Raw genomic sequence first — 24,875 nt, forward strand, 5'->3', positions numbered from 1 at the left:
CCGTGAGTTATGGCTCGACGAGCTCACGTTCAAATATCAGTGATGTATTCGTGCCCCCGATACCACTTGAGTTATTCATGCAGTAGCGAAGCGCGTGTTTCTCGGCTTCCTTGCCCACAAAGTTGAGGGTGCAGGCTGGATCAGGCTGATCCAGATTGGGGTTTCCATGGACAGTTTGGGTAAGCAGACTTTGAATACAAAGAATGGATTCAATTGCGCCGCTTGCAGCCAGGGTATGCCCAATCATGTATTTGCTGCTGTTAACTAAAGGTCGGGATGTTCCGAAAACATCTCCGGTTGCTTTAGCTTCCTCCCGGTCATTGGCAAGAGTTGATGTACCATGTGCATTGACGTAATCAATCTGTGACGGTTGCAACTGGGCATCCGACAAAGCACGTCTCATGGCTTTCAGCTTGCCAACAGGGCAGGGGTCAGTCATTCGAAATGCATCCATAGAGGAGGCAAATCCTGCGACCCGAGCCAATATCTTGGCCCCGCGTTGAATTGCGTGATCTTTTCTTTCCAGTACCATTGCGCCGGCACCTTCCCCGAGCACAAAGCCACTACGCAGTTTGTCGAAGGGGCGCATGGCTCTTTCAGCATCATCGCTGTTGGTGTGCATACTGAGCTGACTAAAACCAGAGAGAAAAGATGGAGACAGACGACTGTCACTGCCTCCTGCGACCATGACATCGGCTTCACCTGACTGAATCATTCGATAAGCCTGGCCAATAGCCAAACTTGCGCTTGTGCAGGCGTTCACAATGGTGCTGCCAAAGCCTGTGATTCCGGTAACCAGTGAAGCTTGACCTAAAACGATGTTGGGATAGGTATCAAGAAACCAGGTAGGATTTCGTTCCGAAAGCGCCGTTGAATGGTATTCATCACACAGTGATGTGCCAGTCCCCACAATTATGCCGGATCGATGTTCCGGTAATGATGAGGGGGAATGAAAACCCGCGTGTTCAAGGGCGCTTAAGGTTGAATAGCAAAACATGTTGCTGGCTCTGCCCATGTTTCGGACGGTCTTTCTACTGACATTCCATTTCGTGGTAAAAGACGAAAAGTCCGATGAAGACGGAGCCGATGCCAAAAGATGAACACCATAACCAGATAACCAAGAGCTACGAGGAATATCTTTAATTCCAGAACGGTTGAGTAGAACTTGATTCCATACATCCGGTACGCAAGTACCAAGCGATGTGAATAAGCCCATTCCAGTAATGACGACATCTGAAGGAATCATGTTACGCAGCCTGTTTGTGTGATACGAAATTAACCAGAGAGCTCACATTGAAAAATACATCAGCGGTTTGTTTCTCTATAAATTCCTGAATAACTTCATCGGAATAATGTGGATATTCCTTTTTAAGTCTTTCAATTGAATCTTCAGAAACCTTACCGTCTTGGTTTAAAAAGTTTTCTTCTTGCAAAAATGCTGGAAAAATATCTCCTGCTGATATTTTAAGTTGATATTTCTGTTCTATTGAATAAATGATATCGACAAAGTCAATTGATTCAGCAGCTAAGTCATCAACCAGGTTTGCGTTTTCTGTGACTTCTTCTGGCTCCACACCTAATACTTCGACAAGGATTTCACTTACTTCATTTAATAACATCATAGTTTCCTTTTTAGTTTGCTTTTGACGACTTTTAAAACCCTATCACAAATAAAAAATACTTGTAAAACAAAAAGTTACAGTACTTTTCTTTAGACGAAGCAGGTCCTTCCTCTTGGTTTTGACTAGAAGAATTAGTAGTGCGTCGCATTTTTTTGATATATTTAAATGTTAATTATGTCATTAATAGTTCTCCTCATATTAAAGGCTTCTATTGATTTAGTTGTTATTTTGCATTTATTAAAATTGACTAAAGAATTAATTAGCAATTGCTTTAATTAGAAATGATTAATAAATCGATATGATCTACTAACTCTGCGTTATTGAATTGAAGGTATGATTCAAATTCGATTGAACACAAACTTTTAAAAGTTTGTTAAATAATCGACAAAATAATATTTATTCTTATTTATAAAACACTGATAACCAATTGATAATAAAGTGTTATAAGTGTTTGTTTTTATATTGACCTAATGTTTCATTCATATTTAAGTAATAAAGTTCTCAATTTGATTATTACTTTTTTCTTAATGAAATAAAGAGGTAACTCTATGTTTAATGGCGATTTTTGGATGAGCAACACCCAGACAATTGGATAGATAACCATTGAGATTTACCAACTCATAGAACGAAATAGGTTGACCAGACACAGAGTGCCTAAAGGCGTATACGCGGCTTTTTACAGAGCTTTGTGGTGTTCTATCAATACCGTAGGACTTGGGTAAAGACCTTTCGTATTACTTGAGAGAGTACACCGTGAACCATCTGTCAACGCGTCAGGTAAACTGAAGGATGAATGCACCCGTGAGCCAGTCTAAGCTGCTTTTACGATTCGAGGTCGAATCTGGATTTTGCCTCAATTGACCTTTAGCTCGACGCCTCAATATAGAGCCGGATGTCTTGCTTTGAGCCAAGTGTATAGAGGTCACTTGGAAACAGAGTTGTGTTAATTCGGAGATAGGACATTGCTGAAACTTCTTGTTGAAAGACTTCATCTACAAATACAAATCAATGCTGTGCTGTTGATTCGTAAGTTATATGCAAATATGCAATAAGTCGATATTACAAAGAGATGTTAGTTCCGTTTACAGTATGTTAGGTTTCAAATGGAGGATCATTGTCACACTTTTCTGAGACTTAAATCTTCTACCGGAAGTGCGAGAAGTACGCAGACATAAAAAAACCAGCCGAATCAGGGCTGGTTTCTATTTGATTACTTTGAATCACTAATCTGCAATGAGGTCGTATTCCTTGCGCAGTACATCAATGATTTCTTGCTTCGGATTAGCACTGAGCGTTATCTCTTTCCCAGTGATCTTTTCAGCAATACCGATGTAAGTATTAGAGATATCGATTAAGGCTTGCCCAGGCAGTTCGTTGTCTTGTGCAAGCGCAAAACGTTCGTCCATACGCTCTTTGTTAAGCAGGATGTCTGGGTCTGGGAAGTGATTCAGCAGAAACTGACGGAACCCTTCTTTGGAGTTTTCAACAATGTTGCCTTTGTTGTATTCCGCTTCGTCCCAGATTCGTGAAGAGTCGGGTGTACCCACTTCATCCATATAGATGAGTTTTTCTTTTCCTGACGCGTCTGTGACGTAGCCAAATTCAAACTTTGTGTCTACGAAAATCTGGTCAACATCTGCAAGTGCTTTGCTGATGACTTCAAATCCTTCTTTTAACAGGTTCTCGTAGTGAGGGATGTCTTCGGCTTTAGAGAAGTTAAATGCTGCGAAGTTGTCTTCAATGTTTGCGCGAGTAATGTTGACGTCATCCGCTTCAGGCACACCAGGTATGCCTCTCAATATGCCTTTAGTAGACGGTGTCATCAGTAATTCTGGAAGCACCTTATCTTTTTCCAGACCTTCCGGAAGTTCGATACCACAAAATTCGCGTTCGCCGTTTGCGTAGGCACGCCACATAGAACCAGTAATGTATTTGCGGCAAATGGCTTCAATCATAACGGGTTTGGCTTTTTGCACGATCCAGACAAATGGGTGAGGGATGTCAAGAATGTGACTGTCAGCCAGTCCATTCTCTTTGAAGAGTTTAAACCAGTGATTGGAGATAGCGTTCAGCGCAGCACCTTTACCAGGAACGCCTTTCAATCCACCTTCTGCATGCCAGATACAGTCGAACGCCGAGATTCGATCGCTGATGACCATGATAGCAAGTGGGGCATCAGGGGCGACATCGTACCCTTTTTCTTTAATCAGTCTTTTGCTGTCTTCTTCAGTTAACCAGTACACCGAACGGACTTTGCCACTGTGGACGGGTTTATTAGTGCGGATTGGGAGATCATCATTAACTGCGAGTACTTGATCAGCTAAGCTCATTACGACATTCCTATCTATGTTCAAACGTCAAAGAGGGCACGCAAGTAAAGAGTAAAAACTTGCTGTGTGCGAATGATGCGCATGATACCAGAACTTTTTTTCTCTTCCAGATAAAAAGCAAACGATTGCCTTTCGAGCGTATTACTCGTTTATTTTCAGTACAGATGTGAAGGTTGTAATCGAGGGTTGGCATCAAAGCAAAGCCCTTCAGGTTAAAGCTGAAGGGCTCGGCAGTGGAAGCAGCAGTAAGAGTTAGTATTTAGTGAATGGATTCTTTGTGAGAAAACAGTTCAGATGCGTCGTTGGTAAAGAATAGAGCGCAGTTTAGTTGAGCAGCACGGCTAAGAAGGTGTTTTTGGTCAATTGCCGAAATGCTCTTACTGGCGATAACTGCACTTGCGTTACCAGACAACATAGCTTTTAGCACGACTTCTTTTTCAGACATGACTCTTGAAGGCATCATTTGAAGCAGGTGCTCTGCGTTGACCTTATGCTGCTTAAGCATGGAAGACTTAGGTTTACGACATTGGCTTGTTAACAGTACCCATTTAGAACCTTGAGATAACTTTGCGATTTCAACGCAGCAATCCGAATCATTGCTAGCGGTATTACGCTGATATTCAGCGATAGCGAAACGGTCAGACGATGTGTTTTGAACTTGGTTAGTGCGCTGAAAGTTATACATGATTACTGTTTCCTTATACATACTGTATGAATTAACAGTAACTATATTTTGCTCGTTTAGCAAGCAAAATTTTTTGCTTTTTTGATTAAATAATAGGCTAGTTTGTTTAACTGATTGAAATTATTAGTTAAAAAATACTGGTTTCTTATACAGTATTTTTCGTCCTATTTACTGTGTAGGCATTAAAAAAGCGCCTATACAGGCGCCTTCTTTACGTGATTTTGAATCAACGTTGTTCTTCGCGTTTATCAATGAGCTGCTGCTCGGCAATGTTAAACTGGCGTACATCCAGTCTCGCGAGATCATTGCACTTTTCACAAGAGTGATGAAACTTGCCATCAATGTAGTCATGGCGAGTAAGAAGACTTGGTCTTTTACACCAATCACATATGCCTTCAATATCGAACACTATTTCCCCCTTTTTAAACAGCTTGGTCTTTACTCGTGCTATGCATGGTGAGCTTGTCGAAAAGGTGGTGTGTCTCAATTAACAGGCGGAACGGGCTTTTGCCATTCCTACGCTTTCAATATGAGTCAGTCAGCTACCTAAACCAATCAAAGTCACGCGCTATGGTGGAGCGGTGTGTTCTGTGAGCAAAGACTCCGGGTACATATAAGCAATGAATTATGACATGCCGACGCAGAAAATGTTAAGCAATAGTTACATTTAATTAACATTTTGTTGCAAAATGAGCTTTAGCGCAGTATTTAGCCTTCTCATCTCTTCATCGCTGCCATTGGCGTCAGGATGATATACGCGACAAAGCTTTTTGTAACGGTTCTTGATCACATCTTTTTTAGGCAAACGTTTGGGGTTAAAACCAAAGACTGCACAAGCGATGTGGAACTTCTGATCTTGGGATGCAGACTTCATTTCTTCAATCAGTCCATTCTGCTTTAAGATCTGTTTATGAGCTCTTTCGAGCTCTCGTCTTAATTTCTTCGACTGCTGATTCTGTTCTGAAACCTTGCTTTCTAGTTCCGCATTTTTGTTTTTCTGTCGACCTTTCCGCATCAATACAAATAGAATGAGAAGAAGTAGAACACCCACAATGCCGGCACCGCCATAGATCAGCTCTTGCTGATAAGTCTTCAGATACCATTGAAAGTCTTTAACTACCGGCTGCGGTGGGGGGATGGGGTTATCTAGTGTCGTGAGTGAGTCTTCATGAGCCTTGTCCAACTCCTCAAATTGCCCCAATTGTGCAGCCTTGCGGTAATTGAATTTGGACTCTAATACTCTGTTATAGGCTGCCTCAGCCTGATGGCTGTTGTTTTCCATGGCAACGCGATACCAGATCTCGGCAGAATCCAGAGCTGCGACGCTTTTCGTTTCGCGAAAACTTCTTTCATAGATGGCGCCAAGTTTAAGCTGTGCCCTTGCTAAGCCCTGAACCGCAGATTTTGTATACCAGTAGATAGCAAGCGCGCGGTTTTCTTCTATCGCTAAGCCCGAATCATACGCATTAGCCAGTTTTAGCTGCGCAAGAGGATACCCGTTTTCAGCGGAGTTTCTTAGCCAGACAATTGCCGACTGTGGATCTTTGGGCACACCATTACCCTGAAAGAATGCCTGAGCCAGAGAATACTGGGCTACCGGATCCTGATTGTTAGCTTTCGCTTCGAGCTCTTCAATAGGAACAGCGAAGGCTTTGGTAAGCACGATAGAGTAAATAGTGGCAGCAAGAATAAAAAAACGTTTCATAGACAATTCGATAGAGATAAAAACAGCCCCTTTGGGGCTGATTCTAACATTAAACTCAATATACCCAAATGACCTGAGTTTCTCCGTTGTTGGAAGTAACAACGACAATTTAAGCTTAGCTGAGTACTGTCGAATGTGCTGAAATTTCAACGCGTAATTGCAGTTTGCTCTTTTCCTTAAAGTGGCAGGATTTGTATTTCAACTCTTCGGTTACAGGCTCGTCCCTGAGTCGTCGTATTATCGCAGACAGGATAACGCTCTCCGAAACCTTTTGCGTCAACGCGACCGGGTTGGATGTTCTGACCAATCAGGTAAGACTGAACTTGCGTCGCACGCTGCTCGGACAGCACCTGGTTTCGAGAATCATTTCCAGAGCTGTCCGTGTGTCCATTAACAACTAATTTCGTGTCTGGGTAACGATTGAATACTTTCGCAACATTGTTTAGCGTTTGGTGAATAGAAGGGTCGAGAGCGTAAGATCCAGAATGGAACCCGATGCCGTTTTCCATGACCAGTAGAAGCTGGTTGTCGTCCAAACGTTCTACTTGAACGCCACTGTTAACTAATGATGTTCTTAGTTCTTCTTCCTGTTTGTCGAAGTAGTAACCGATCCCACCACCTACAGCTGCACCACCAAGAGCGCCATATAAAGCGCGACGCTGCCTGTCTTTGCTGTCGTCTCCGGTGATTGCCCCAGCGGCTGCGCCAGCTAAAGCACCTAAAATCACGCCTTTGGTTGCAGAATTAGTTTCATTTTGACCTGTGGTCGCGTTTTGTCTCTGAGTGGCTTGGCAACCGGAAAGAATAACCACAGTTGCAAGAAGAGTAGAAATGTATTTCATAAGTACCTCTAAGTTATATAGAGGTATCGTACTATATTATTTTAATTATACAATACGTCGTTCCATTAATATTCAATGACAATAAAAAAGCACCCTAATAAGGGTGCTTATCAGTTGGCATATTTTTTACTTGAGGAGCTTGGGCGCCTGACCTCCGTCAATCGGTCGGTTCACTGAAACCCGTCTGCCTTTTTTCAATCCCACTTCATAATCTGCGGTGATGTTCTTCATTGCTTCTTTTAACTGCTGTTTAAAAGTTTCGCGGTCGATGTTTTTAAATTCTTTGTCGATGTAATTGTTGATCTTGTTGTTGGATTCATCGTCTGGCGTGATTTCTGGTAGTTTCTCTAACGCACCTTCAATCCAGCCTGATAAAAATGAAGAAACTCGACGCGTGACTTCAGCACTGCTTGTGCCAGAACCAGCAAAGCTATTTCTGAATTGTCCAGTTTGTTCGTTCATTTCACGATAGATGATGTCAAAAGCAAAAGCAGCAAAGATGGCTCTGTCTGCTTCGCCGATGAATTCAAGGCGTTTAAGACCTTTGTGGTTCAGTAACACTGCTTCAACACCAAACTTAGTGTTGATGCCGCGGATAATGCGCAGCAGGTTAGACGAGACACTCGAAGGTAATAGGTGGCTGGACTGAGTTTTCCCCATCTTGATAAATTCGATGTCGTCTTTATCAAGTCCATATTTGAGCATCAAACGATGCGCCATTTTGATGGCGTTGGCGGCCTCGTTTACGTTGGCAGAGTTGCCTAGCTCTAAACATTTGGCAATTTTTTTCAGGGCTTTCTTTTTATCCATGTCCACAGCTGTTCAATTGGAAAAGTCGACCATTTTAACGTGTTAGAAACGCAAGTGGAAGCATAAAGCAAAAACGCCACGCTCTTATCAAGCGTGGCGTTTTCAATGCTTTCTTATGAAAGAAAGAGTTAGATGCCCAATTCGTCCAATAGGTCATCAGCCACGTCATCCGCAGGTGGGATATCGTCGACTTTCTTTTCACTTGTCTTTGCCTGCTCGAAAATGTCATCAACGCTAGCGTCATCTTCGGCTTCAAATTCTTCAAGCTGGATGAACTCCGTTTTATCCATTGCCAGCTCAAGATAAAAGATGTTGTTCTTCTCGGTAGAGAAAGTCACACGCCTTGCCTGAGGACGGTCAAGGTTAGTATCAACAGACAGCATGACCTGCTTGTTGATCGCCAACATCTTCGGCTGGTTTTGTGTGATATTGGTTTGCAGTTCTTTTCTGATCTTATTGGTGAAGTCACCCACCAACTGGTTCATCAGTTCACCCAGTACGTCACCCACTTCATCTGAAGTATGGAGAATAGCCAATTCATCTTCGGGCATTCCCATGTTACGCATGTAGTTTTGGTAAAGTTCTAGCGCAGACTGCGCAGTAAAGTTAATAACGACTAGCCCCGAAAACCCGCCATCGAAAAGTACGAAACAGCCAAAGTCTGGCTTTAAGCAAGTTTTATTGATCTTTTGCACCATTGCGGAGTATGAAATCTTTGAATCCGTTGCCGACTGCAGCACACCAGAAACCGATTGGCACAGCTTTAAAAGGATATCTTCTGTTGTAACTATCTTATTTTTTTTCATATGGAATTCGCTTAACAACGATAGGAGAAAATGTTTGCTTGTATTGAAGTGTGGACGAAAAATTCAAAAATGTAAGCAAACGATTTAATTTCATGCGTACTTTCTGTTTTTATCAAGCTCTGAAATGTTGTAAAGTGACGAAAATCAAAAAATAAATCGCAATGTTTAAACCATTTTTATCCCGGCTGAACGGAACAGCCATCAGGGAGCAGGAAGCATAATGTTACCAAGACTACAACACCAATCGGATGTTGATCCTTTAGTTAAACAATACCTCGAAGAACTTCAACAAGCAGGCTTTACTGGTGATATCGAGTCCATGTACTCAAGCCGCTTAGCCGTCGCCACTGACAACAGTGTATACCAGCAGCTACCTCAGGCTGTTGTTCATCCCAAGACTACCCAAGACGTTCAGTTAATCGGGCAAATCGGAAGTCAGCCTGATTACTCAACCATTACTTTTTCCCCACGTGGTGCCGGAACGGGCACAAACGGGCAATCTTTGACAAAAGGCATCGTGGTTGACCTTTCTCGTCATATGAACAAAGTGTTGGAAATTAACGAAAAAGAAGGGTGGGTTAGGGTACAGACGGGTATTGTAAAAGATAAGCTTAATGACGTTATTCGTCCTTATGGCTTCTTCTTCTCTCCAGAGCTCTCAACCAGTAACCGTGCCACACTGGGTGGCATGATTAACACTGATGCGTCTGGTCAGGGGTCACTGGTTTACGGAAAAACGTCGGATCATGTGTTGTCTCTGCAAGCTGTTTTTGCAGATGGTTCATTAATTGAAAGTGACCAAAGTGGTGAAAGCCCAGAAGAAGGGACGTACGCTCAGCAGGCTTTGACCGTTACTGAGCAGGTTTGCCGTCAGAAACGCCCCGAGATTGTTGAAAAGTTTCCGCCACTTAACCGATTTCTGACTGGCTACGATCTGAAAAATGCGCTGAATGAAGAGGATGATACCTTCGATTTAACTCGCGTACTTTGTGGTGCAGAAGGTTCTCTGGCATTCATCACCGAAGCAAAACTCAACCTTACTTTAATCCCTAAAGCGCGAACGCTGGTGAACGTAAAATATAACACGTTCGACTCCGCGCTCCGTAACGCCCCATTTATGGTGGAAGCGAATGCGCTTTCAGTAGAAACCATCGACTCAAAAGTCCTCAACCTTGCGAAAGAAGACATCGTCTGGCATACGGTTAGCGATCTTCTGACCGATGTTCCGGGTAAAGAAATGCTCGGCATTAACATTGTTGAGTTTGCCGGGCAAGACCCCGAAAAAGTGGAGGATCAGGTTGCTCAGCTTACGAGCAAGTTGGATCAGATGCTGGAAAATGAAGACGGTGGCATCATTGGTTACCAGGTGTGTACCGATCTCGCGAGTATTGGGCGAATTTACGCCATGCGTAAAAAGGCAGTTGGTCTGCTTGGTGCTGCCAAAGGGAAGGCAAAACCTGTGGCATTTGCCGAGGATACCTGTGTGCCTCCCGAGAATCTGGCGGACTTTATTCAGGAATTTCGTGATCTTCTGGACGAGAAAGAGCTGAACTACGGAATGTTCGGTCATGTCGATGCTGGTGTCCTGCACGTACGTCCTGCGCTGGATCTCTGTGACCCTGAGCAGGAAGCCCTGATGCATCGCATCTCGGATGAAGTTGTGAAGCTGGTGGCCAAGTACGGCGGTTTAATGTGGGGCGAACACGGTAAAGGGTTTCGTTCAGAGTACGGACCAGAGTTTTTCGGTGAGTCTCTATTCATGGAACTTCGCCGGGTAAAGGCAGCTTTTGATCCATTAAACAAAATGAACCCAGGCAAGATCTGTACGCCTTTGGGGAGTGACGCTGAACTGGTTAAGGTGACGGACGCTAAACGCGGCACCTTTGATCGTCAAATTCCGGTTCAGGTAAGAGACAGCTTTAAGCAAGCCATGGAATGCAATGGCAACGGTCTCTGCTTTAACTACGACACCAGTTCACCAATGTGTCCTTCTATGAAGGTTACCGCTGATCGCCGCCATTCTCCCAAAGGACGAGCGGGTATGGTGCGTGAATGGCTAAGACAGCTCACTGATCACGGTATCGATATTCTGGATCTGGAGAAGCAGACCCTTAAAGGGAGCGCCAGTATAAAGACATTGCTTGATCGTGTCAGAAACACCATCAATAAACGTCACGAGTATGACTTCTCCCATGAAGTGTACGAAGCGATGAATGGATGTTTAGCCTGTAAAGCATGCGCCAGCCAGTGCCCGATAAAAGTCGATGTGCCGAGTTTCCGCTCGCGCTTCCTGAACATTTATTACTCAAGATACCAGCGCCCAGCCAAAGACTATCTGGTTGCTAACATTGAAACCCTCTTGCCTTTTATGGCTAAGATTCCGAAAACCGTTAACCTGGCGCTCAATCAGAATTGGGTTCAGTCGCTCACGGCGAAAACCGTGGGGTACGTTGATGCGCCGCTCATGAGCGTACCAACTTTGATTCAGAGGTTGAAACCTCATCATGATACTCAGTTTGATCTGAAGAAACTGAACGCCTTATCGGATTCAGAGAAGCAAGACTATGTGCTGATTGTTCAGGATCCTTTCACCAGTTACTACGATGCTGAAGTGGTAGAAGACTTTGTGCTTCTGGCACAACGTTTAGGTAAAAAGCCCGTCCTGCTGCCTTTTAAACCCAACGGCAAAGCGCAACATATCAAAGGATTCTTATCGCAATTTGCGGCTTCGGCAAAGAACACATCTGATTTTCTGGCGATGGTAGCGGATACCGGTATTCCACTGGTCGGGGTCGATCCAGCTCTGGTGCTTTGTTATCGCGACGAATACAAAGAAGTACTGGGGGACAAACGTGGTGATTTTGAGGTGCTTACCGTTCACGAGTGGCTGACGCCGCAACTTGACGACATCACCTTGTCTGACAAACGTTACGAACAGCCTTGGTATCTGTTCTCACACTGTACAGAAAAAACCAAAATGCCAAATGCAGAAAAAGAGTGGGGAGCGATTTTCACTAAGTTTGGAGCAACTCTGAATACCATCCCAGTGGGGTGCTGTGGAATGGCAGGTACGTTTGGGCACGAAGTCGATAAACTGGAAATGTCTCGCGACATTTATGGTTTGAGTTGGGAGCCTCAAATGGATGATCTGGACAAGTCCCACTGTTTGGCAACTGGGTATTCCTGTCGAAGTCAGGTGAAACGTTTTGCTAATGAAAGGTTGAAACATCCACTCCAGGCACTACTCACATTGGTTTAACCAACCTCTCATCCGGTTCGGTTATGTAAAAAGCGAAGCATTGAGCTTCGCTTTTTTGATTTGGAGATGGGTTGATTATCCGTTGGCTAATTCAGCTTGTGCCTCTTTGAACCAGTTAACCACTTGCTGCCTGTACTGATCGCCATATAGCTTCACAAACTGCTTAGTATGCTCATCCCTGTCGGACTGAAGTGCGTCGATACGCTGTTCAACGTATTCTGTTGTTAGTGGGATGCCGCAATCAACGGTAATACAATGTCGCCATTCGTGATAGGTACTTGGAATTGCGGATTTAGACATGAAGCAGGTTTCCTTTTCGTTTTTACTGATTAAGTCTTTTGTGATGTTATAGCATAACAGGATGTCTGGTTAAAAGTATCCATATTGCTTTGGATGACCACGTGCTCAGAAAATGAAATGTGGTAAGAGAATCGGTTGTCGCTTACCGACCATCGTTTCTTAATTTTGTTATCAGTCTCAACAATCTAGAAAAAATCCCATTTCTTAATTTGTGGTTTTATTGCATAGAGTTCAATATTTGGACTCGTTGAGCTCAATGAAAAAGATAGGTGCGATGCAAGATAATCTGTTCACATTTCCTGTTCTCAGTTACCACGATTGTGAAGATTTACTTCGATTCGAACGAGCTAATCGCCACTGGTTTGAGTCTTACATCGATGGCAGACCAGAGAGTTTCTACTGCTTGAAAGGAGTTAACCTTCATATTCGAGAATGCCTACGAGACTACGAAAGCATGACCATGCTACCCACACTCATCAAAAATGGACGTGGGGAGATATTAGGGCGAGCTAACTTGCATGGCATTGACCTTAAGAAAGGCGAGGCCTGGGTAGGTTACCGAATCGCTGAGCGTTCAACCGGACAAGGCTTGGCAACTCTGGCGACGCAACAGCTGATTCGTTATGCAACCACCTACAGGGGGTTAACTAAACTCAGAGCTTACGCGGCAACTGGAAACGTCGCATCGCAGCGCGTGCTGCTCAATAATCAGTTTAAACAGACAGGCAAAGTCAATGACTTTACCTGCATCAACGGCAATATGATTGATTGTTACGAGTTCTGTCTTGAACTCAATCGTCTCTGACCGTTACTTCTGTTTCAGGAATGGACCTACTTCTAACAAAATAAATTCATTGTTATCGGCATTCACCGGATGTCTTCCCTGACTGAATGGGAAGTTATTGTCGTTTCCGACAATGATGTGGTTGTCATCAAAGCGGTCAACATCTTCAATAGTGACAAAAGGGAAAGTAAATCGACCATCCTTTCTGGCGCCCAGTTTCGCTAGCTTATCAGGATCCTGAATGTCCATCAGGTCGATGTAACCTAACTTTTTCGCTAAACCATTGGCGTCTTTTGCTTTCAAATCCACCAGGTAGATACGTTTAAATTTTGCGGGGTTAGAAAAGCAGGGTTTAGCAGAGACCTTACACGATTTGTCTTCATCGCCTTGCCCGTTGTCTCTTTCAATGACCAGTGCGCGTCTGTCATCAATCAAATTGAAATCACCAATTGCAGGCGCGTTTTCATGCAGTGGGTATTTGTACACGTTGCTGGTAAAGGCTCTTTTAGCGACATCGAATTCAAAAACTTTTAAGTAGCGAAGTCCAGATTTTTCACCAATGGTTGGTTTCTCCAGCATCGGGTACACAAATCTGCCATCAGGGCTTGCAGCCATGCCTTCATACCCGCCAGAGCGAGGAACATCAAACTTGTCTTTACCGGAAGTGAAGTCCGCCATTGGATTATCTGGCGATCGATATAGATGACCGTTGACCCGCGTTTCGTGAAATGATGTCACCACACCATCAGAATCGGTTGTCAGAATGTAGGGACCAAACTCCTCACCAATAATGTAACCGCCTTCGATAGGTTGAATCGATTCTGGGTCGAAATCTGCTCCTGTCAGGTAACGCGTTTCGGAGTGTTCTGTCTGGATGGGAAATGGAACGACTCTATTTGGGTCGCTCAGGAATAGGGTTTTCTCAATCAATGCCTCATCATTTTCGAAGTCGATTTTAGCGATGTGGAAAAACAGCATGGCGTCTGCAGAGTTAGATTTTCGCCCGAAGCCGTTATCGGTAAGAAGCAAAAATCGGTCATCTCCTAAGGTCTTAATGCCTGAGAAACCTTGCAACGGTTGCCCGGCGAAGGGAGTACCAATTCCGGTTTTATTTTTATTGGCACCCGTCTGCTCAACGCGTTGGTTGCCCTTTCCTGTAAAGCGACCTGAATGGCTGAAGGAGTATGGTGCATCCTTGGGGGGCACAATAAAGCTTTGCGCCGGAATGATCACATGACCTTTTAATTTTGCTTCGAACTGGGTCTCTGCAAATGCAGATAAAGAGAGTAGGGGCATCATTGCCCAGAGATACTTGCTGTTCATCATTACATCCTGTTTAGTTTGAGTGGTTCAACGACAGACAGTAATGACCGGGCTTGTCAGATCTGTGAATCTATATTGATAGTTATGTTTCCACTCAGTGACTTCCCAAATCTGGGACACAATATGAACGGGCTGTAGAGATGAATGAGCTGGAGAGGCTATACCCATATATGGGTATAGTTTTTATCAAAGGAATGAATCAATGGTCGCGGTGAATGACGATCCGGTTTCTACCTTGTTTTTTGGCGTCATAGAGTGAAAGGTCAGCGTGTTTTAGCCATTCGTTCACCTTGATGTCGACACAGGAAGGAGCCATTCCCACACTGATGGATGCTTCCAATTCGTTGTGGTGGTGAAGCTCAGAAATTTTCTGTTTCAGCTTCTCCATCAGGATGTAACTGTCTTTTAAGCCCGATTTGCGAAACAGAATCAGAAACTCGTCGCCACCCAATCGAAAGATGAAATCACTCGACCTAAGGTGTTCTTTGATGACCTTAACTACCGATTGAATCATCTGATCACCAACATCGTGACCGAAACTGTCATTAACCTGTTTGAAATTATCAATGTCGATCAAAGCGATACTGGAAGACATTCCTGTTTTGCGGTGCAGTTCCAGACTCGTACCGAGATAAGCCTCTAGCTGCGAACGGTTCAGTGCACCTGTCATCGCATCGGTGATCGAAAGTTCTTTCAGCTTATCCTGCGTTTTGATCAGCGAGCTCATCATAAATTGCGCACAAATTGCGGTAATGCTTAGGGCACCCACTAATCGAAGAAGCGTTGCGTGCTCAAGGTAGTAATACCCAACCACCGCGATACCAACGATCATGATTCCATTGCAGATTGAAGATACTCGGGTAGGGACGACGAATACCACGCAAACCGCGATAGGGAATGCCCAGTACGAACCGATAATGCCAAGAACAGGGATCGCGAATACCGCACATGCTATGAGTAGCATTACGGGTAGGAGGTAAGTAATCAAAGGTCTGCGTCGGGTGTAAAACCAGTACACTTCCAGAAGCAGTGACAATTGAAAAGCAATCAGCAGACCTGCATAAATATATTCCCCCAATACAACATTTTTGATCGAAAATGGTACGAACACGAGCAACGATACAATGGTAATAAAGCGTAGGACTTTATGATGTTCGTTAAGCTCCAGCAGCCCGTAATGTGACGCCATCCACTCTGGCGTTCTTTTTCTTAGCATACAGGTTCCCCGTGGAGTAGGGAGCATCGCACCCCTTTAATTGCAAGGTTTCGATGCCAGCAAGCAATATTATTTTTATAAAAGTATATCAAACTCTGTAACAAATGGTTTCAAAGGAGTGCACAGAAACTGAGTTGATTGTAATTAAGTGGGGATTGGAAGGGGGCAGAAAGCAAAAATCCCGGGCGATAACCCGGGATTTGAATCTTTTTTTACAGGCTTATGCTGCTACAGCTTGGGATTCAATAAAGGCGTCTTTTCGAGCATTAAAACGTTCAACCAGATCGTCAACCGCTTCTTTTTCATATGGACGCAATCCAGATGCGACCATGCGTTTCACACCTTTACCGACCACTTCACCGTTGTCAGTAAAGCTGAAGTTCAATGTGACTTGACCACGCTTGCCTTCAATTTCAAATGTTGCGCCAGCAAATTCTACGCTTGGTTCTGAAAGATCCAGTCGGTCAAATTCTACTTCCATGCTCTCGTACATGACCAACGGACGCTGACAGTTGATCATCATCTGTTTGTCTTCCATCAGAGGAACCATGATGTGAGGGAAGTTCATGCCTGAGAATTGAACATAAGACTTGGTCAGGTGTTCAATGAACTTAGCGTCTTTCGATACTTCACCTTCGTGATGCATGTGCAGGTATTCTTTGCCATTCGCATCCACAAGTGCACTTTCTGTATCGCCTTTCTCTTCTACCGACAGGGCAATTCCTTCCGATACCATTCCAGAGAAGTCGAAACGCATTTTCTGGCTTACGCCCTCTTGGTTGAGAAGCACAGCAAATAGCAGGTCGCCAGGTACGCAGAAACGCTTGTTATCTTCATCGTGGATTGGGTTGTAGTCGCCGGCAACTTTCTTAGCAAAGTGGCTTGCTTGCTGGCGGGTGAACTGGAATTGGTTGTCTTCGATTGAAAAGTAAGGAGTCAGGAACATAATTCACGGTTAATTACAAAAACTGCGGCGATTATATCCGACATTTATGGGTAAATGGTCTATCCAGTGAAAAATAACCTCCCCGAAGGGAGGTTAGCGTTAATTAATGTGCGCAAAGGCACTTTATGTTGCTGCAAAATCTGCTGTTAAACAGAACAAAGTGTTTTTTCCGGTACCAGATGGTTATGGACGGCAAGTTTCAGCAAGGCATTCGCTTCTTCAATGTCTGGTGCGAAATAGCGGTCCTTATCGTAAAACGAGACTTTTTCACGAAGAATGTGCTTTGCTTCTTCTACTCGCGGTGACGATTTAAGTGGTGCTCGGAAGTCCAGTCCCTGCGCTGCTGAAAGGTATTCGACAGCCAGAATACCACGTGTGTTTTCCGCCATGTCGCGCAGACGGCGACCCGCAAATGTCGCCATAGAAACGTGGTCTTCCTGATTCGCAGATGTTGGCAAGCTGTCCACAGACGCAGGATGAGCGAGAGTTTTGTTTTCACTCGCCAAGGCTGCGGAAGTCACCTGAGCAATCATAAAGCCGGAGTTTACACCGCCGTTGTCCACCAGGAACGGAGGAAGCTTACTCAGTGCGCTGTCGATAAGCAGTGCCATTCGACGCTCAGACAAACTGCCAATTTCAGCAATCGCCAGAGCAAGATTATCCGCAGCCATGGCAACGGGCTCTGCATGGAAGTTACCACCAGAGATGATGTCACCGTCTTCAGCAAATACCAGTGGATTGTCGGAAACCGAGTTAGCTTCCACTTGCAGAATGTCGGCGGCATTTCGAATCTGCTGCAAACACGCGCCCATTACCTGTGGCTGACAACGCAGTGAGTACGGGTCTTGTACTTTTTCACAGTCGGTGTGCGATTCACCGATCTCACTGGAACCATCTAACAGGAAGCGATACGCTTCCGCTGCATCCATCTGACCACGATGACCACGAACGCGATGAATGCGTGGGTCGAATGGACGGCGACTGCCTAATGCTGCTTCTACCGACATGGCACCACAAACGGTGGCAGAGGCGAATAGGTCTTCTGCTGCAAACAGCCCTTCTAAAGCAAATGCTGTGGATGCCTGAGTACCATTCAGCAATGCCAGACCTTCTTTCGGTGCCAGCGTGATGGGTTCTAACCCTGCAATTTTCAGTGCTTCGATGCCTGAAATGATCTTACCGTTGTGGCGTGCCTGACCTTCACCCAGCAGTACTGTGCTCATGTGAGCAAGTGGGGCTAAGTCGCCTGAGGCACCCACTGAACCTTTCTGCGGCACACATGGGTAAACCTGAGAGTTGACTAACTTAATCAGTGCTTCAATCACTTCAAGGCGAATGCCCGAGTACCCGCGCGCCAGACTGTTGATTTTTAATACCATCATCAGACGGACGGTTTCATCGTGCATAAACTCGCCAATACCGGCGGCGTGAGAAAGAACGATACTCTTCTGTAACACTTCCAGATCTTCTGGTGCAATACGAGTATTGGCAAGCAGACCAAATCCGGTGTTGATACCATACACCACGCGATCTTCTGCAATAACCTGATTCACCACTTCTGTGCTGGCTTCAATGTCTGGAATGGCTTCCGGGTCAAGTGACAGGTTAACCGGAGCGCGGCTGACCTGACGTAGGTGGTGCAGGCTGATATGTCCTGGATTCAGCGTTAGATTGATCATGTTTCCCTCACTCATTACAGACGGCTTAGTTCTTCGTTTAGCATTGGCAGATCCAATTTCTGCTCTTTTGCACAGGTTTTGGCAATGTCGTAGCCCGCATCGGCGTGACGCATCACCCCTGTCGCCGGGTCATTATGAAGCACACGTGCAATGCGCTCAGAAGCGTCATCGGTGCCGTCACAGCAAATGACCATACCTGAATGTTGGGAGAAGCCCATGCCTACGCCACCACCGTGATGCAGAGATACCCATGTCGCGCCACCCGCAGTATTCAATAAAGCATTTAGAAGTGGCCAGTCGGATACGGCATCAGAGCCATCAATCATACCTTCGGTTTCACGGTTAGGGCTGGCGACCGAACCGGAATCTAAGTGGTCACGACCAATCACAACCGGCGCTTTCAGTTCGCCATTTTTCACCATTTCGTTGAAAGCTTGACCCAAACGCTCACGGTCTTTAAGCCCAACCCAGCAAATACGTGCTGGTAAACCCTGGAAGTGAATACGCTCGCGAGCCATGTCTAGCCAGTTATGCAGATGTGGGTTATCTGGGATCAGTTCTTTCACTTTCTGGTCGGTTTTGTAGATATCTTCCGGGTCACCGGATAGTGCTGCCCAACGGAAAGGACCGATACCTTCGCAGAAAAGTGGACGGATATAAGCCGGAACAAAGCCTGGGAAGTCGAAGGCATTCTCAACCCCTTCTTCCAGCGCCATTTGACGAATGTTGTTACCGTAATCCAGTGTCGCTGCACCACGAGTTTGCAGCTCTAACATGGCCTTCACCTGAACCGCCATGGATTCTTTTGCCGCTTTGACAACGCCAGCTTCGTCTTCGGTGCGGCGAGTTTTTGCTTCCTCCATCGACCAGCCTTGAGGCAGGTAACCATTCAATGGATCGTGTGCAGAAGTCTGGTCTGTCACTACATCAGGAGTGATGCCGCGCTTAACCAGTTCTGGGAACACATCGGCTGCGTTGCCAAGTAAACCAACAGAAACAGGGGTGTCGGAGTCTTGGATAATTTGTAGCGCTTCATCTAGGCTGGTGGCTTTTTTGTCAACGTAACCGGTACGCAGACGGTAGTCGATTCGAGTTTCATCACACTCTACGGCAAGCATTGAGAAGCCAGCCATGGTTGCTGCGAGAGGCTGAGCACCGCCCATGCCGCCAAGACCGCCAGTCAGAATCCAACGACCTTTTGCTTCTCCATCAAAGTGCTTTTTCGCCACAGCGACGAAGGTTTCGTAAGTACCCTGAACAATGCCTTGAGAGCCGATATAGATCCAAGATCCTGCCGTCATCTGCCCGTACATCATCAAGCCCTCTTTATCGAGCTCGTTGAAATGTTCCCAGTTCGCCCAGTGAGGAACAAGGTTTGAGTTAGCAATCAAAACACGAGGTGCGTTTTTGTGTGTAGGGAACACGCCCACAGGTTTGCCCGATTGCACTAGCAGTGTTTGATCGTCTTCCAGCCTTTCCAGCACTTCGACGATTTTATCGTAGCATTCCCAGTTGCGAGCAGCGCGACCAATGCCACCGTACACAACCAGTGAATGAGGGTGTTCAGCCACATCCGGGTCCAGATTGTTCATCAGCATACGCAGTGGCGCTTCTGTCAGCCAGGATTTGGCGCGAAGCTCTGTGCCGTGTGGTGCACGAATAGTGCGAGTGGTATCGAGTCTTGGATCCGTCATCGGATACTCCTTTTGAATTCAGTTATTGGGCAGAAGAAGCAGATCGAGACATAGCGTTCGCCATATCCCAACAAAGCCGAGCGGCGAGCCTCGCGGTTTGACCGTCGATGTCGAAGTTCGGGTTGTACTCTGCAATGTCTGCAATTTTGAGTTTGTTGTAGTTATTCAGAATTAAGGCGAAGTAAGGCGAGAAGGTATCTAGGCTTACTCCTTTTGCTGCGGGCGCGCTGACACCAGGTGCCGTCGCAACGGGAAATACATCCAGATCGATGGTCAGGTAAATCACATCGTTCTGGTCGATAAATCGTTGCAGCTGAGTGAGCTGCTTTGTCAGGGTGCCAGCGTGCATTTGGGTGTCTTCGACATACCAGACGCCCAAATCATCAGCGCGCTTAAATAACGCTTTGGTATTGCTGGCGGCACTGATCCCCAAGCAAGCATAATTGAACGCCCAACCCTGCTGCTGGCAGTAATGATGAATTTGGTTGAATGGTGTGCCAGAACTTGGTTGTGCATTGGCTTCCGGATTGGTGGATTCAAACGCGCGCAAGTCGAAGTGAGCATCAAAATTGATGATGCCAATACGCGGTGACTTTATTTCTTTCTCTGACGCCCCTTTTTTCTTTAACGCCTGCTGCTTGAAGTAGCGAGCCAGACCAGAAAAAGACGCCCAGGCGATCTCATGTCCTCCGCCTAAAGTAATTGCGGGAGTGTGTTTAAGAGTTGAAGAGAGTACATCTGCAAGGGCACTCTGGCTTCGCTCCAGCTCGTCGCCTTCACATGTTACTGTACCGCCATCGAACAGCCGCGTGTCTTGGTGCCACGCCATATTCGCCAGTGCTTGTCGAATTTTGTCGGGCGCTTGCTGTGCGCCAACGCGACCTTTGTTACGCGCAACACCAGCATCACAAGCGAAACCGAGAATCGTCACGTCACCTGCTTGTGCATCGGTTGGCGTGCCGTGTTGAATTATGTGATGAACACGATGCCCAAGTTCTGCATCTTCCACATCATTTCGACCCTGCCATTGAAAGCGATTATCCGACATGGTGAATCTCTCCATTTACGATTCGAGCGTGTAAGTGTTGAATGCCTACCTGATAGCTCAGGTCTGCGGGGTGCGCGATGTTCCAGATAGCAAAATCCGCATCAAACCCGATTTCAATCTGACCTTTCTGGTCTTCTAAACCGAGCGCCTTTGCAGCATGACAGGTCACACCACGCAGCGTTTCTTCAGGCGTTAGGCGGAAAAGGGTGCACGCCATGTTCATCATCAGGGGCAAGTTCGCGAAAGGGGAGGTGCCCGGATTCAAATCGGTCGAAACCGCCATGGGTACATTATGCTGACGAAGCAGTTCGATAGGCGGTTGCTGAGTTTCCCTCAAGAAATAGAAAGCACCTGGAAGTAAGGTCGCCACCGAGCCTGCTTTAGCAACTGCTTTTACACCTTCTTCATCCAAATATTCGATATGATCAACCGACAGTGCACCGTGTTCAGCCGCTAGCTTGCTACCGCCCAGATTACACAGCTGTTCGGTGTGCCCTTTGATTTTCAATCCGTGTGTTTTTGCGGCTTCGAATACACGCTGAGTTTGCTCCAGGCTGAAACCGATGGATTCACAAAACACATCGACGGCGTCCGCAAGGTTTTCTTTCGCAGCTGCGGGTATGATTTCTTCACAAACCAGATCGATATAGGCATCTGGTTGGTCTTTAAATTCGGGTGGTACTGCGTGCGCAGCTAGGAGAGTGGTCTCAAGATGGATCGGGTATTCCTCAGCCAGACGTTTTGCTGCACGGAGCATCTTGAGTTCGTCTTCCAGTGTTAACCCGTAACCTGATTTGATTTCAATGCTGGTTACACCGGTGTTCATCAGCGCTTCAAGGCGAGGGCGAGACAACTCAACCAGTTCCTCAATGCTGGACTGGCGCGTGGCGTTCACCGTTGAAAGAATGCCGCCACCTTGTCTGGCGATTTCTTCGTAAGGTACGCCTGTTAAGCGCATTTCGAATTCATTGGCGCGGTTACCAGCAAAAACCAGATGTGTGTGGCAGTCGATCAAGCCCGGGGTGACCAGCTTGTCCTGACAGTCGATAACCTGAGAATCAGGCAGCGAAACATCAATTTCATCAGAGATCGCAATGATTTTACCGTTTTCAATCAGCACACTTTTCGGAGACGACACTCTATACCCAGCTTCGCCTTCTGTCATGGTCACCAGTTTTGCGTTTATCAGTTTCCGCAGCATGATTTCTTCTTCGAAGTTCAAATGTATATACAAATAAATAGATGAAATCAGAAAAGCGGGCAAGACAGATGTTATAAAAGTGTGATCATTGAGTCGAAAATTGAGTACTCAGGCGCTATCACCTGAGTACTCGTAAGAGAGCGGAATATTATGCGGCTAAATATCGATTTTAGAGCTTAATTTATATCTGGAGCCCGGATGGTAAAGCTGGGCAGAACTCACAAGTTTATCGCCACTCCAGGTTCTTCGGTTCAGCAACAGGCAGGGTTCGTATGTTTTTAGCTCTAAGGCATCGCGAATGCGAACATCAGGGTTTATGGCTTCCACCGTGTGTTCAATGGCACTTAATGGGCAGTTATCCGACAGGTACTGGTTGGGCGTAATGGTTGAAAAGTCCTGCTTTAAGTATTTTGGCGCATAAGCCGCGTTGACCCACCGAACTTCAAGTTGGATGGGTGTGCTGTCTTCAAAATGTATGATCTCACTGTAGAAAATATCACTGCCTAACATGACACCAAGCTTGGTCGCGATGGCATCGTCCGCTTTGAGTGATTTTTGCTTCAGCACCTGGCTATGATATTGCTTTCCGCGGGAAGACACTTCGTCTGCAATATTTCGAATATCGAGCAGGGGAGATTCTGCTTTTTCTTCCTGAGCACAGACGAAAGTCCCTAATCTCGGAGTTCGTTTTAATTTCCCTTCTGATACTAAATCCCGAATCGCTTTGTTTACCGTCATCCGGCTCACCTCAAACTGATCCGTCAATTCGAGTTCTGTGGCGATACGTTGACCCACTGGCCATTCGTTAGATTCAATTTTATCCAGAATATAACGTTTGATTTGTATGTAGAGCGGAGTGCTTGCCATTACTGGTACCAATGCTTATTGACTATACAAATGATGCGGAATTTGAAACCCGATATCAAGACACGGGTTTCACAAAACGTTAGTTCGGTCATTGAACAGGTCACAAAACAGACTATTTGGTTTGCACTGGTAAACGGGATGCATAGGAGGGTTGCAGTGAAAACCCAAAAGTTTTTGTATTGAAATTGAGACAGATCTTGGTGACCAAAATTCGATCTTTATCACGCTTTAAATCTTCTTAAACGTTTAAGGTTAATTAAATGTTAAGAGAAAGTGGCTTTTTACCTCGCCTTCTAATGTTTCCCTTTTTAGGTATTGAGCTGGGTTTCTTAGCATTCACAACACTAAAAAACATGTTAAGAGGGAACATTAAATGAAACGCTACCAAGTTCAGTTACTCACAGCCGCTGTTGCTGCGTCTCTGTCTACAAGTGTATGGTCGCAGGATCTGATTTTTCCAGAGGGAGAAGGATATTTCTCATGGGGAGATCTGAAAGCTTTTGAAAACCTGAATCTGAAAGGACAAACCGTTACGGTTGCCGGTCCTTTCCTTGCTCCAGAAGACACCAAAATCCGAAATGTTTTTGCGTACTTCGAGAAAGTCACAGGCATTGATGTTCAGTACTCAGGGTCCGATGGATTCGAACAACAAATTGTTATTGATACCCAGGCAGGTAGCCCACCTAATATCGCAGCTTTTCCTCAGCCTGGCTTAGCTGCCGACCTCGCTTCTAAAGATCTGCTTGTTCCTCTCGGTGACAAGTATTCCGACTACGTGAAAAAGAACTATGCGGCGGGAAATTCTTGGGTTGATCTCGGCACCTACAAAAACAAGTCTGGCGACAAAGAATTCTACGGTGTCTTCTACAAAACAGACATCAAATCATTGGTCTGGTACTCGCCAGACAACTTTGAAGATGCAGGCTACGAAGTCCCACACTCCATGGAAGACCTACTAGCTCTGACGGAACAAATGGCAAAAGACGGCAATACACCATGGTGCATCGGTTTAGGTTCTGGTGGTGCAACTGGCTGGCCAGCAACAGACTGGGTGGAAGACATTCTGCTGAGAACTCAGAAGCCTGAAGTGTACGACGGCTGGGTGGACAACAGTATTAAGTTTACCGACCCACGAATTGTCGATGCGATCGAAAAATTTGGTGTGTTTGCACTAAACGACAAATACGTCGCTGGCGGCGCAGCATCTGTGGGTACCACCGATTTCCGCGACAGCCCGAAAGGCTTATTCACGGTGCCAGCTAAGTGCTTTATGCACCATCAGGCGAGCTTCATTCCTGCGTTCTTCCCGAAAGGCACCGTTGTTGGTGAAGATGCCGACTTCTTCTACTTCCCATCTTATGAATCGAAAGACTTGGGCAACCCTGTGTTAGGCGCAGGTGTGGCTTACGCGGTAACCAAAGACTCTCCGGCTACCCGTGCAGTTATGGATTACTTACTGACACCGCTCGCGAACGAATTGTGGATGGCGCAGGGTGGATTCTTGTCTGCTCACAAAGGCGTAAATGTCGCGACGTATGAAAACGACGCACAAAGAAAACAGGGCGAAATTCTGCTGAATGCTACTACATTCCGCTTTGATGGTTCTGATCTGATGCCGGGCGCGGTCGGAGCTGGCTCTTTCTGGACTGGCATGGTCGATTTCGTCGGTGGCGAGTCTGCTGAAAAGGTCACTCAGTCTATTCAGAAAAGCTGGGACGATAACAAGTAACCAGCCTTAGTGAATTCAAGGGTGGGCTT

The 24,875-nt window shown here is 45.7% G+C and carries 21 protein-coding genes; 3 read left to right on the plus strand and 18 right to left on the minus strand.

Features of this window, described 5'->3' with window-relative positions; translation table 11 throughout:
* Positions 1-7 precede the first annotated feature (7 nt).
* From INR79_RS06945 to INR79_RS06985, 9 genes are all read right to left on the minus strand, one after another.
* Positions 8-1,246 carry a beta-ketoacyl-[acyl-carrier-protein] synthase family protein gene (locus INR79_RS06945; RefSeq protein ID WP_223096553.1) on the minus strand — a complete coding sequence of 413 codons (1,239 nt, stop codon included), beginning with the start codon at positions 1,244-1,246 and terminating at the stop codon, positions 8-10.
* A gap of 1 nt (position 1,247) precedes the next feature.
* Entirely contained in the window at positions 1,248-1,622 is a 375-nt protein-coding gene (locus INR79_RS06950; protein WP_079655607.1) for an acyl carrier protein, read from the minus strand.
* Positions 1,623-2,845: 1,223 nt separating this feature from the next.
* Positions 2,846-3,952, minus strand: a complete 1,107-nt coding sequence (locus INR79_RS06955; RefSeq protein WP_223096554.1) for a phosphoribosylaminoimidazolesuccinocarboxamide synthase — start codon at positions 3,950-3,952, stop codon at positions 2,846-2,848.
* Between the two features lie 259 nt (positions 3,953-4,211).
* A complete protein-coding gene (locus INR79_RS06960; RefSeq protein WP_004398355.1) occupies positions 4,212-4,637 on the minus strand; it encodes a hypothetical protein in 426 nt (141 codons plus the stop codon).
* Between the two features lie 226 nt (positions 4,638-4,863).
* Positions 4,864-5,046, minus strand: coding sequence for a hypothetical protein (locus INR79_RS06965; protein WP_004398356.1), 183 nt, complete (start codon positions 5,044-5,046; stop codon positions 4,864-4,866).
* Positions 5,047-5,304: 258 nt separating this feature from the next.
* Positions 5,305-6,342, minus strand: coding sequence for a J domain-containing protein (locus INR79_RS06970; protein ID WP_223096555.1), 1,038 nt, complete (start codon positions 6,340-6,342; stop codon positions 5,305-5,307).
* A 176-nt stretch (positions 6,343-6,518) separates the two neighbouring features.
* Positions 6,519-7,184, minus strand: a complete 666-nt coding sequence (locus INR79_RS06975; RefSeq protein WP_223096556.1) for an OmpA family protein — start codon at positions 7,182-7,184, stop codon at positions 6,519-6,521.
* Between the two features lie 126 nt (positions 7,185-7,310).
* Positions 7,311-7,994 carry a DUF2786 domain-containing protein gene (locus INR79_RS06980; RefSeq protein WP_004398359.1) on the minus strand — a complete coding sequence of 228 codons (684 nt, stop codon included), beginning with the start codon at positions 7,992-7,994 and terminating at the stop codon, positions 7,311-7,313.
* Positions 7,995-8,122: 128 nt separating this feature from the next.
* A complete protein-coding gene (locus INR79_RS06985; protein ID WP_022550284.1) occupies positions 8,123-8,800 on the minus strand; it encodes a DUF3334 family protein in 678 nt (225 codons plus the stop codon).
* Between the two features lie 220 nt (positions 8,801-9,020).
* On the opposite strand from INR79_RS06985, the gene INR79_RS06990 reads away from it, so the two are divergent.
* Entirely contained in the window at positions 9,021-12,059 is a 3,039-nt protein-coding gene (locus tag INR79_RS06990) for an FAD-binding and (Fe-S)-binding domain-containing protein (RefSeq protein WP_223096557.1), read from the plus strand.
* 75 nt (positions 12,060-12,134) lie between these two features.
* Here the strand turns inward: INR79_RS06990 and INR79_RS06995 are convergent, their stop codons facing one another.
* Complete coding sequence (locus tag INR79_RS06995; protein WP_022550286.1) at positions 12,135-12,359, minus strand: hypothetical protein; 225 nt, start codon at positions 12,357-12,359, stop codon at positions 12,135-12,137.
* 256 nt (positions 12,360-12,615) lie between these two features.
* Between INR79_RS06995 and INR79_RS07000 the strand changes: the two genes are divergently transcribed.
* Positions 12,616-13,164, plus strand: coding sequence for a GNAT family N-acetyltransferase (locus INR79_RS07000; protein ID WP_022613978.1), 549 nt, complete (start codon positions 12,616-12,618; stop codon positions 13,162-13,164).
* A 3-nt stretch (positions 13,165-13,167) separates the two neighbouring features.
* Here INR79_RS07000 and INR79_RS07005 read toward each other — a convergent pair whose 3' ends face one another.
* From INR79_RS07005 to hutC, 8 genes are all read right to left on the minus strand, one after another.
* Positions 13,168-14,469, minus strand: coding sequence for an esterase-like activity of phytase family protein (locus tag INR79_RS07005; RefSeq protein WP_223096558.1), 1,302 nt, complete (start codon positions 14,467-14,469; stop codon positions 13,168-13,170).
* Between the two features lie 196 nt (positions 14,470-14,665).
* Entirely contained in the window at positions 14,666-15,682 is a 1,017-nt protein-coding gene (locus INR79_RS07010) for a GGDEF domain-containing protein (protein WP_022550289.1), read from the minus strand.
* Between the two features lie 220 nt (positions 15,683-15,902).
* Positions 15,903-16,628, minus strand: coding sequence for a DUF3581 domain-containing protein (locus INR79_RS07015; RefSeq protein ID WP_045964742.1), 726 nt, complete (start codon positions 16,626-16,628; stop codon positions 15,903-15,905).
* Between the two features lie 146 nt (positions 16,629-16,774).
* Positions 16,775-18,307, minus strand: coding sequence for a histidine ammonia-lyase (gene hutH / locus INR79_RS07020; protein WP_004402669.1), 1,533 nt, complete (start codon positions 18,305-18,307; stop codon positions 16,775-16,777).
* Positions 18,308-18,321: 14 nt separating this feature from the next.
* Entirely contained in the window at positions 18,322-20,001 is a 1,680-nt protein-coding gene (gene hutU / locus INR79_RS07025; RefSeq protein ID WP_223096559.1) for a urocanate hydratase, read from the minus strand.
* A gap of 22 nt (positions 20,002-20,023) precedes the next feature.
* Entirely contained in the window at positions 20,024-21,064 is a 1,041-nt protein-coding gene (gene hutG / locus INR79_RS07030; RefSeq protein ID WP_223096560.1) for a formimidoylglutamase, read from the minus strand.
* Positions 21,039-22,250 (minus strand): imidazolonepropionase, encoded by a 1,212-nt coding sequence (gene hutI, locus INR79_RS07035; protein WP_022550294.1) that lies wholly within the window; start codon positions 22,248-22,250, stop codon positions 21,039-21,041. Before hutI ends, hutG begins: the two co-directional genes overlap by 26 nt.
* Before the next feature lie 156 nt (positions 22,251-22,406).
* Positions 22,407-23,117 (minus strand): histidine utilization repressor, encoded by a 711-nt coding sequence (gene hutC, locus INR79_RS07040; protein WP_022592253.1) that lies wholly within the window; start codon positions 23,115-23,117, stop codon positions 22,407-22,409.
* Between the two features lie 373 nt (positions 23,118-23,490).
* Here hutC and INR79_RS07045 point away from each other — a divergent pair, with 373 nt between their 5' ends.
* The gene (locus INR79_RS07045; protein WP_022592252.1) at positions 23,491-24,846 is read left to right on the plus strand and encodes an ABC transporter substrate-binding protein; all 1,356 of its coding nucleotides are present in this window, start codon (positions 23,491-23,493) and stop codon (positions 24,844-24,846) included.
* Positions 24,847-24,875: the final 29 nt, after the last annotated feature.

Origin of the sequence: Vibrio sp. SCSIO 43132 (assembly GCF_019904195.1) — a bacterium.
Classification (GTDB): domain Bacteria; phylum Pseudomonadota; class Gammaproteobacteria; order Enterobacterales; family Vibrionaceae; genus Vibrio; species Vibrio nigripulchritudo.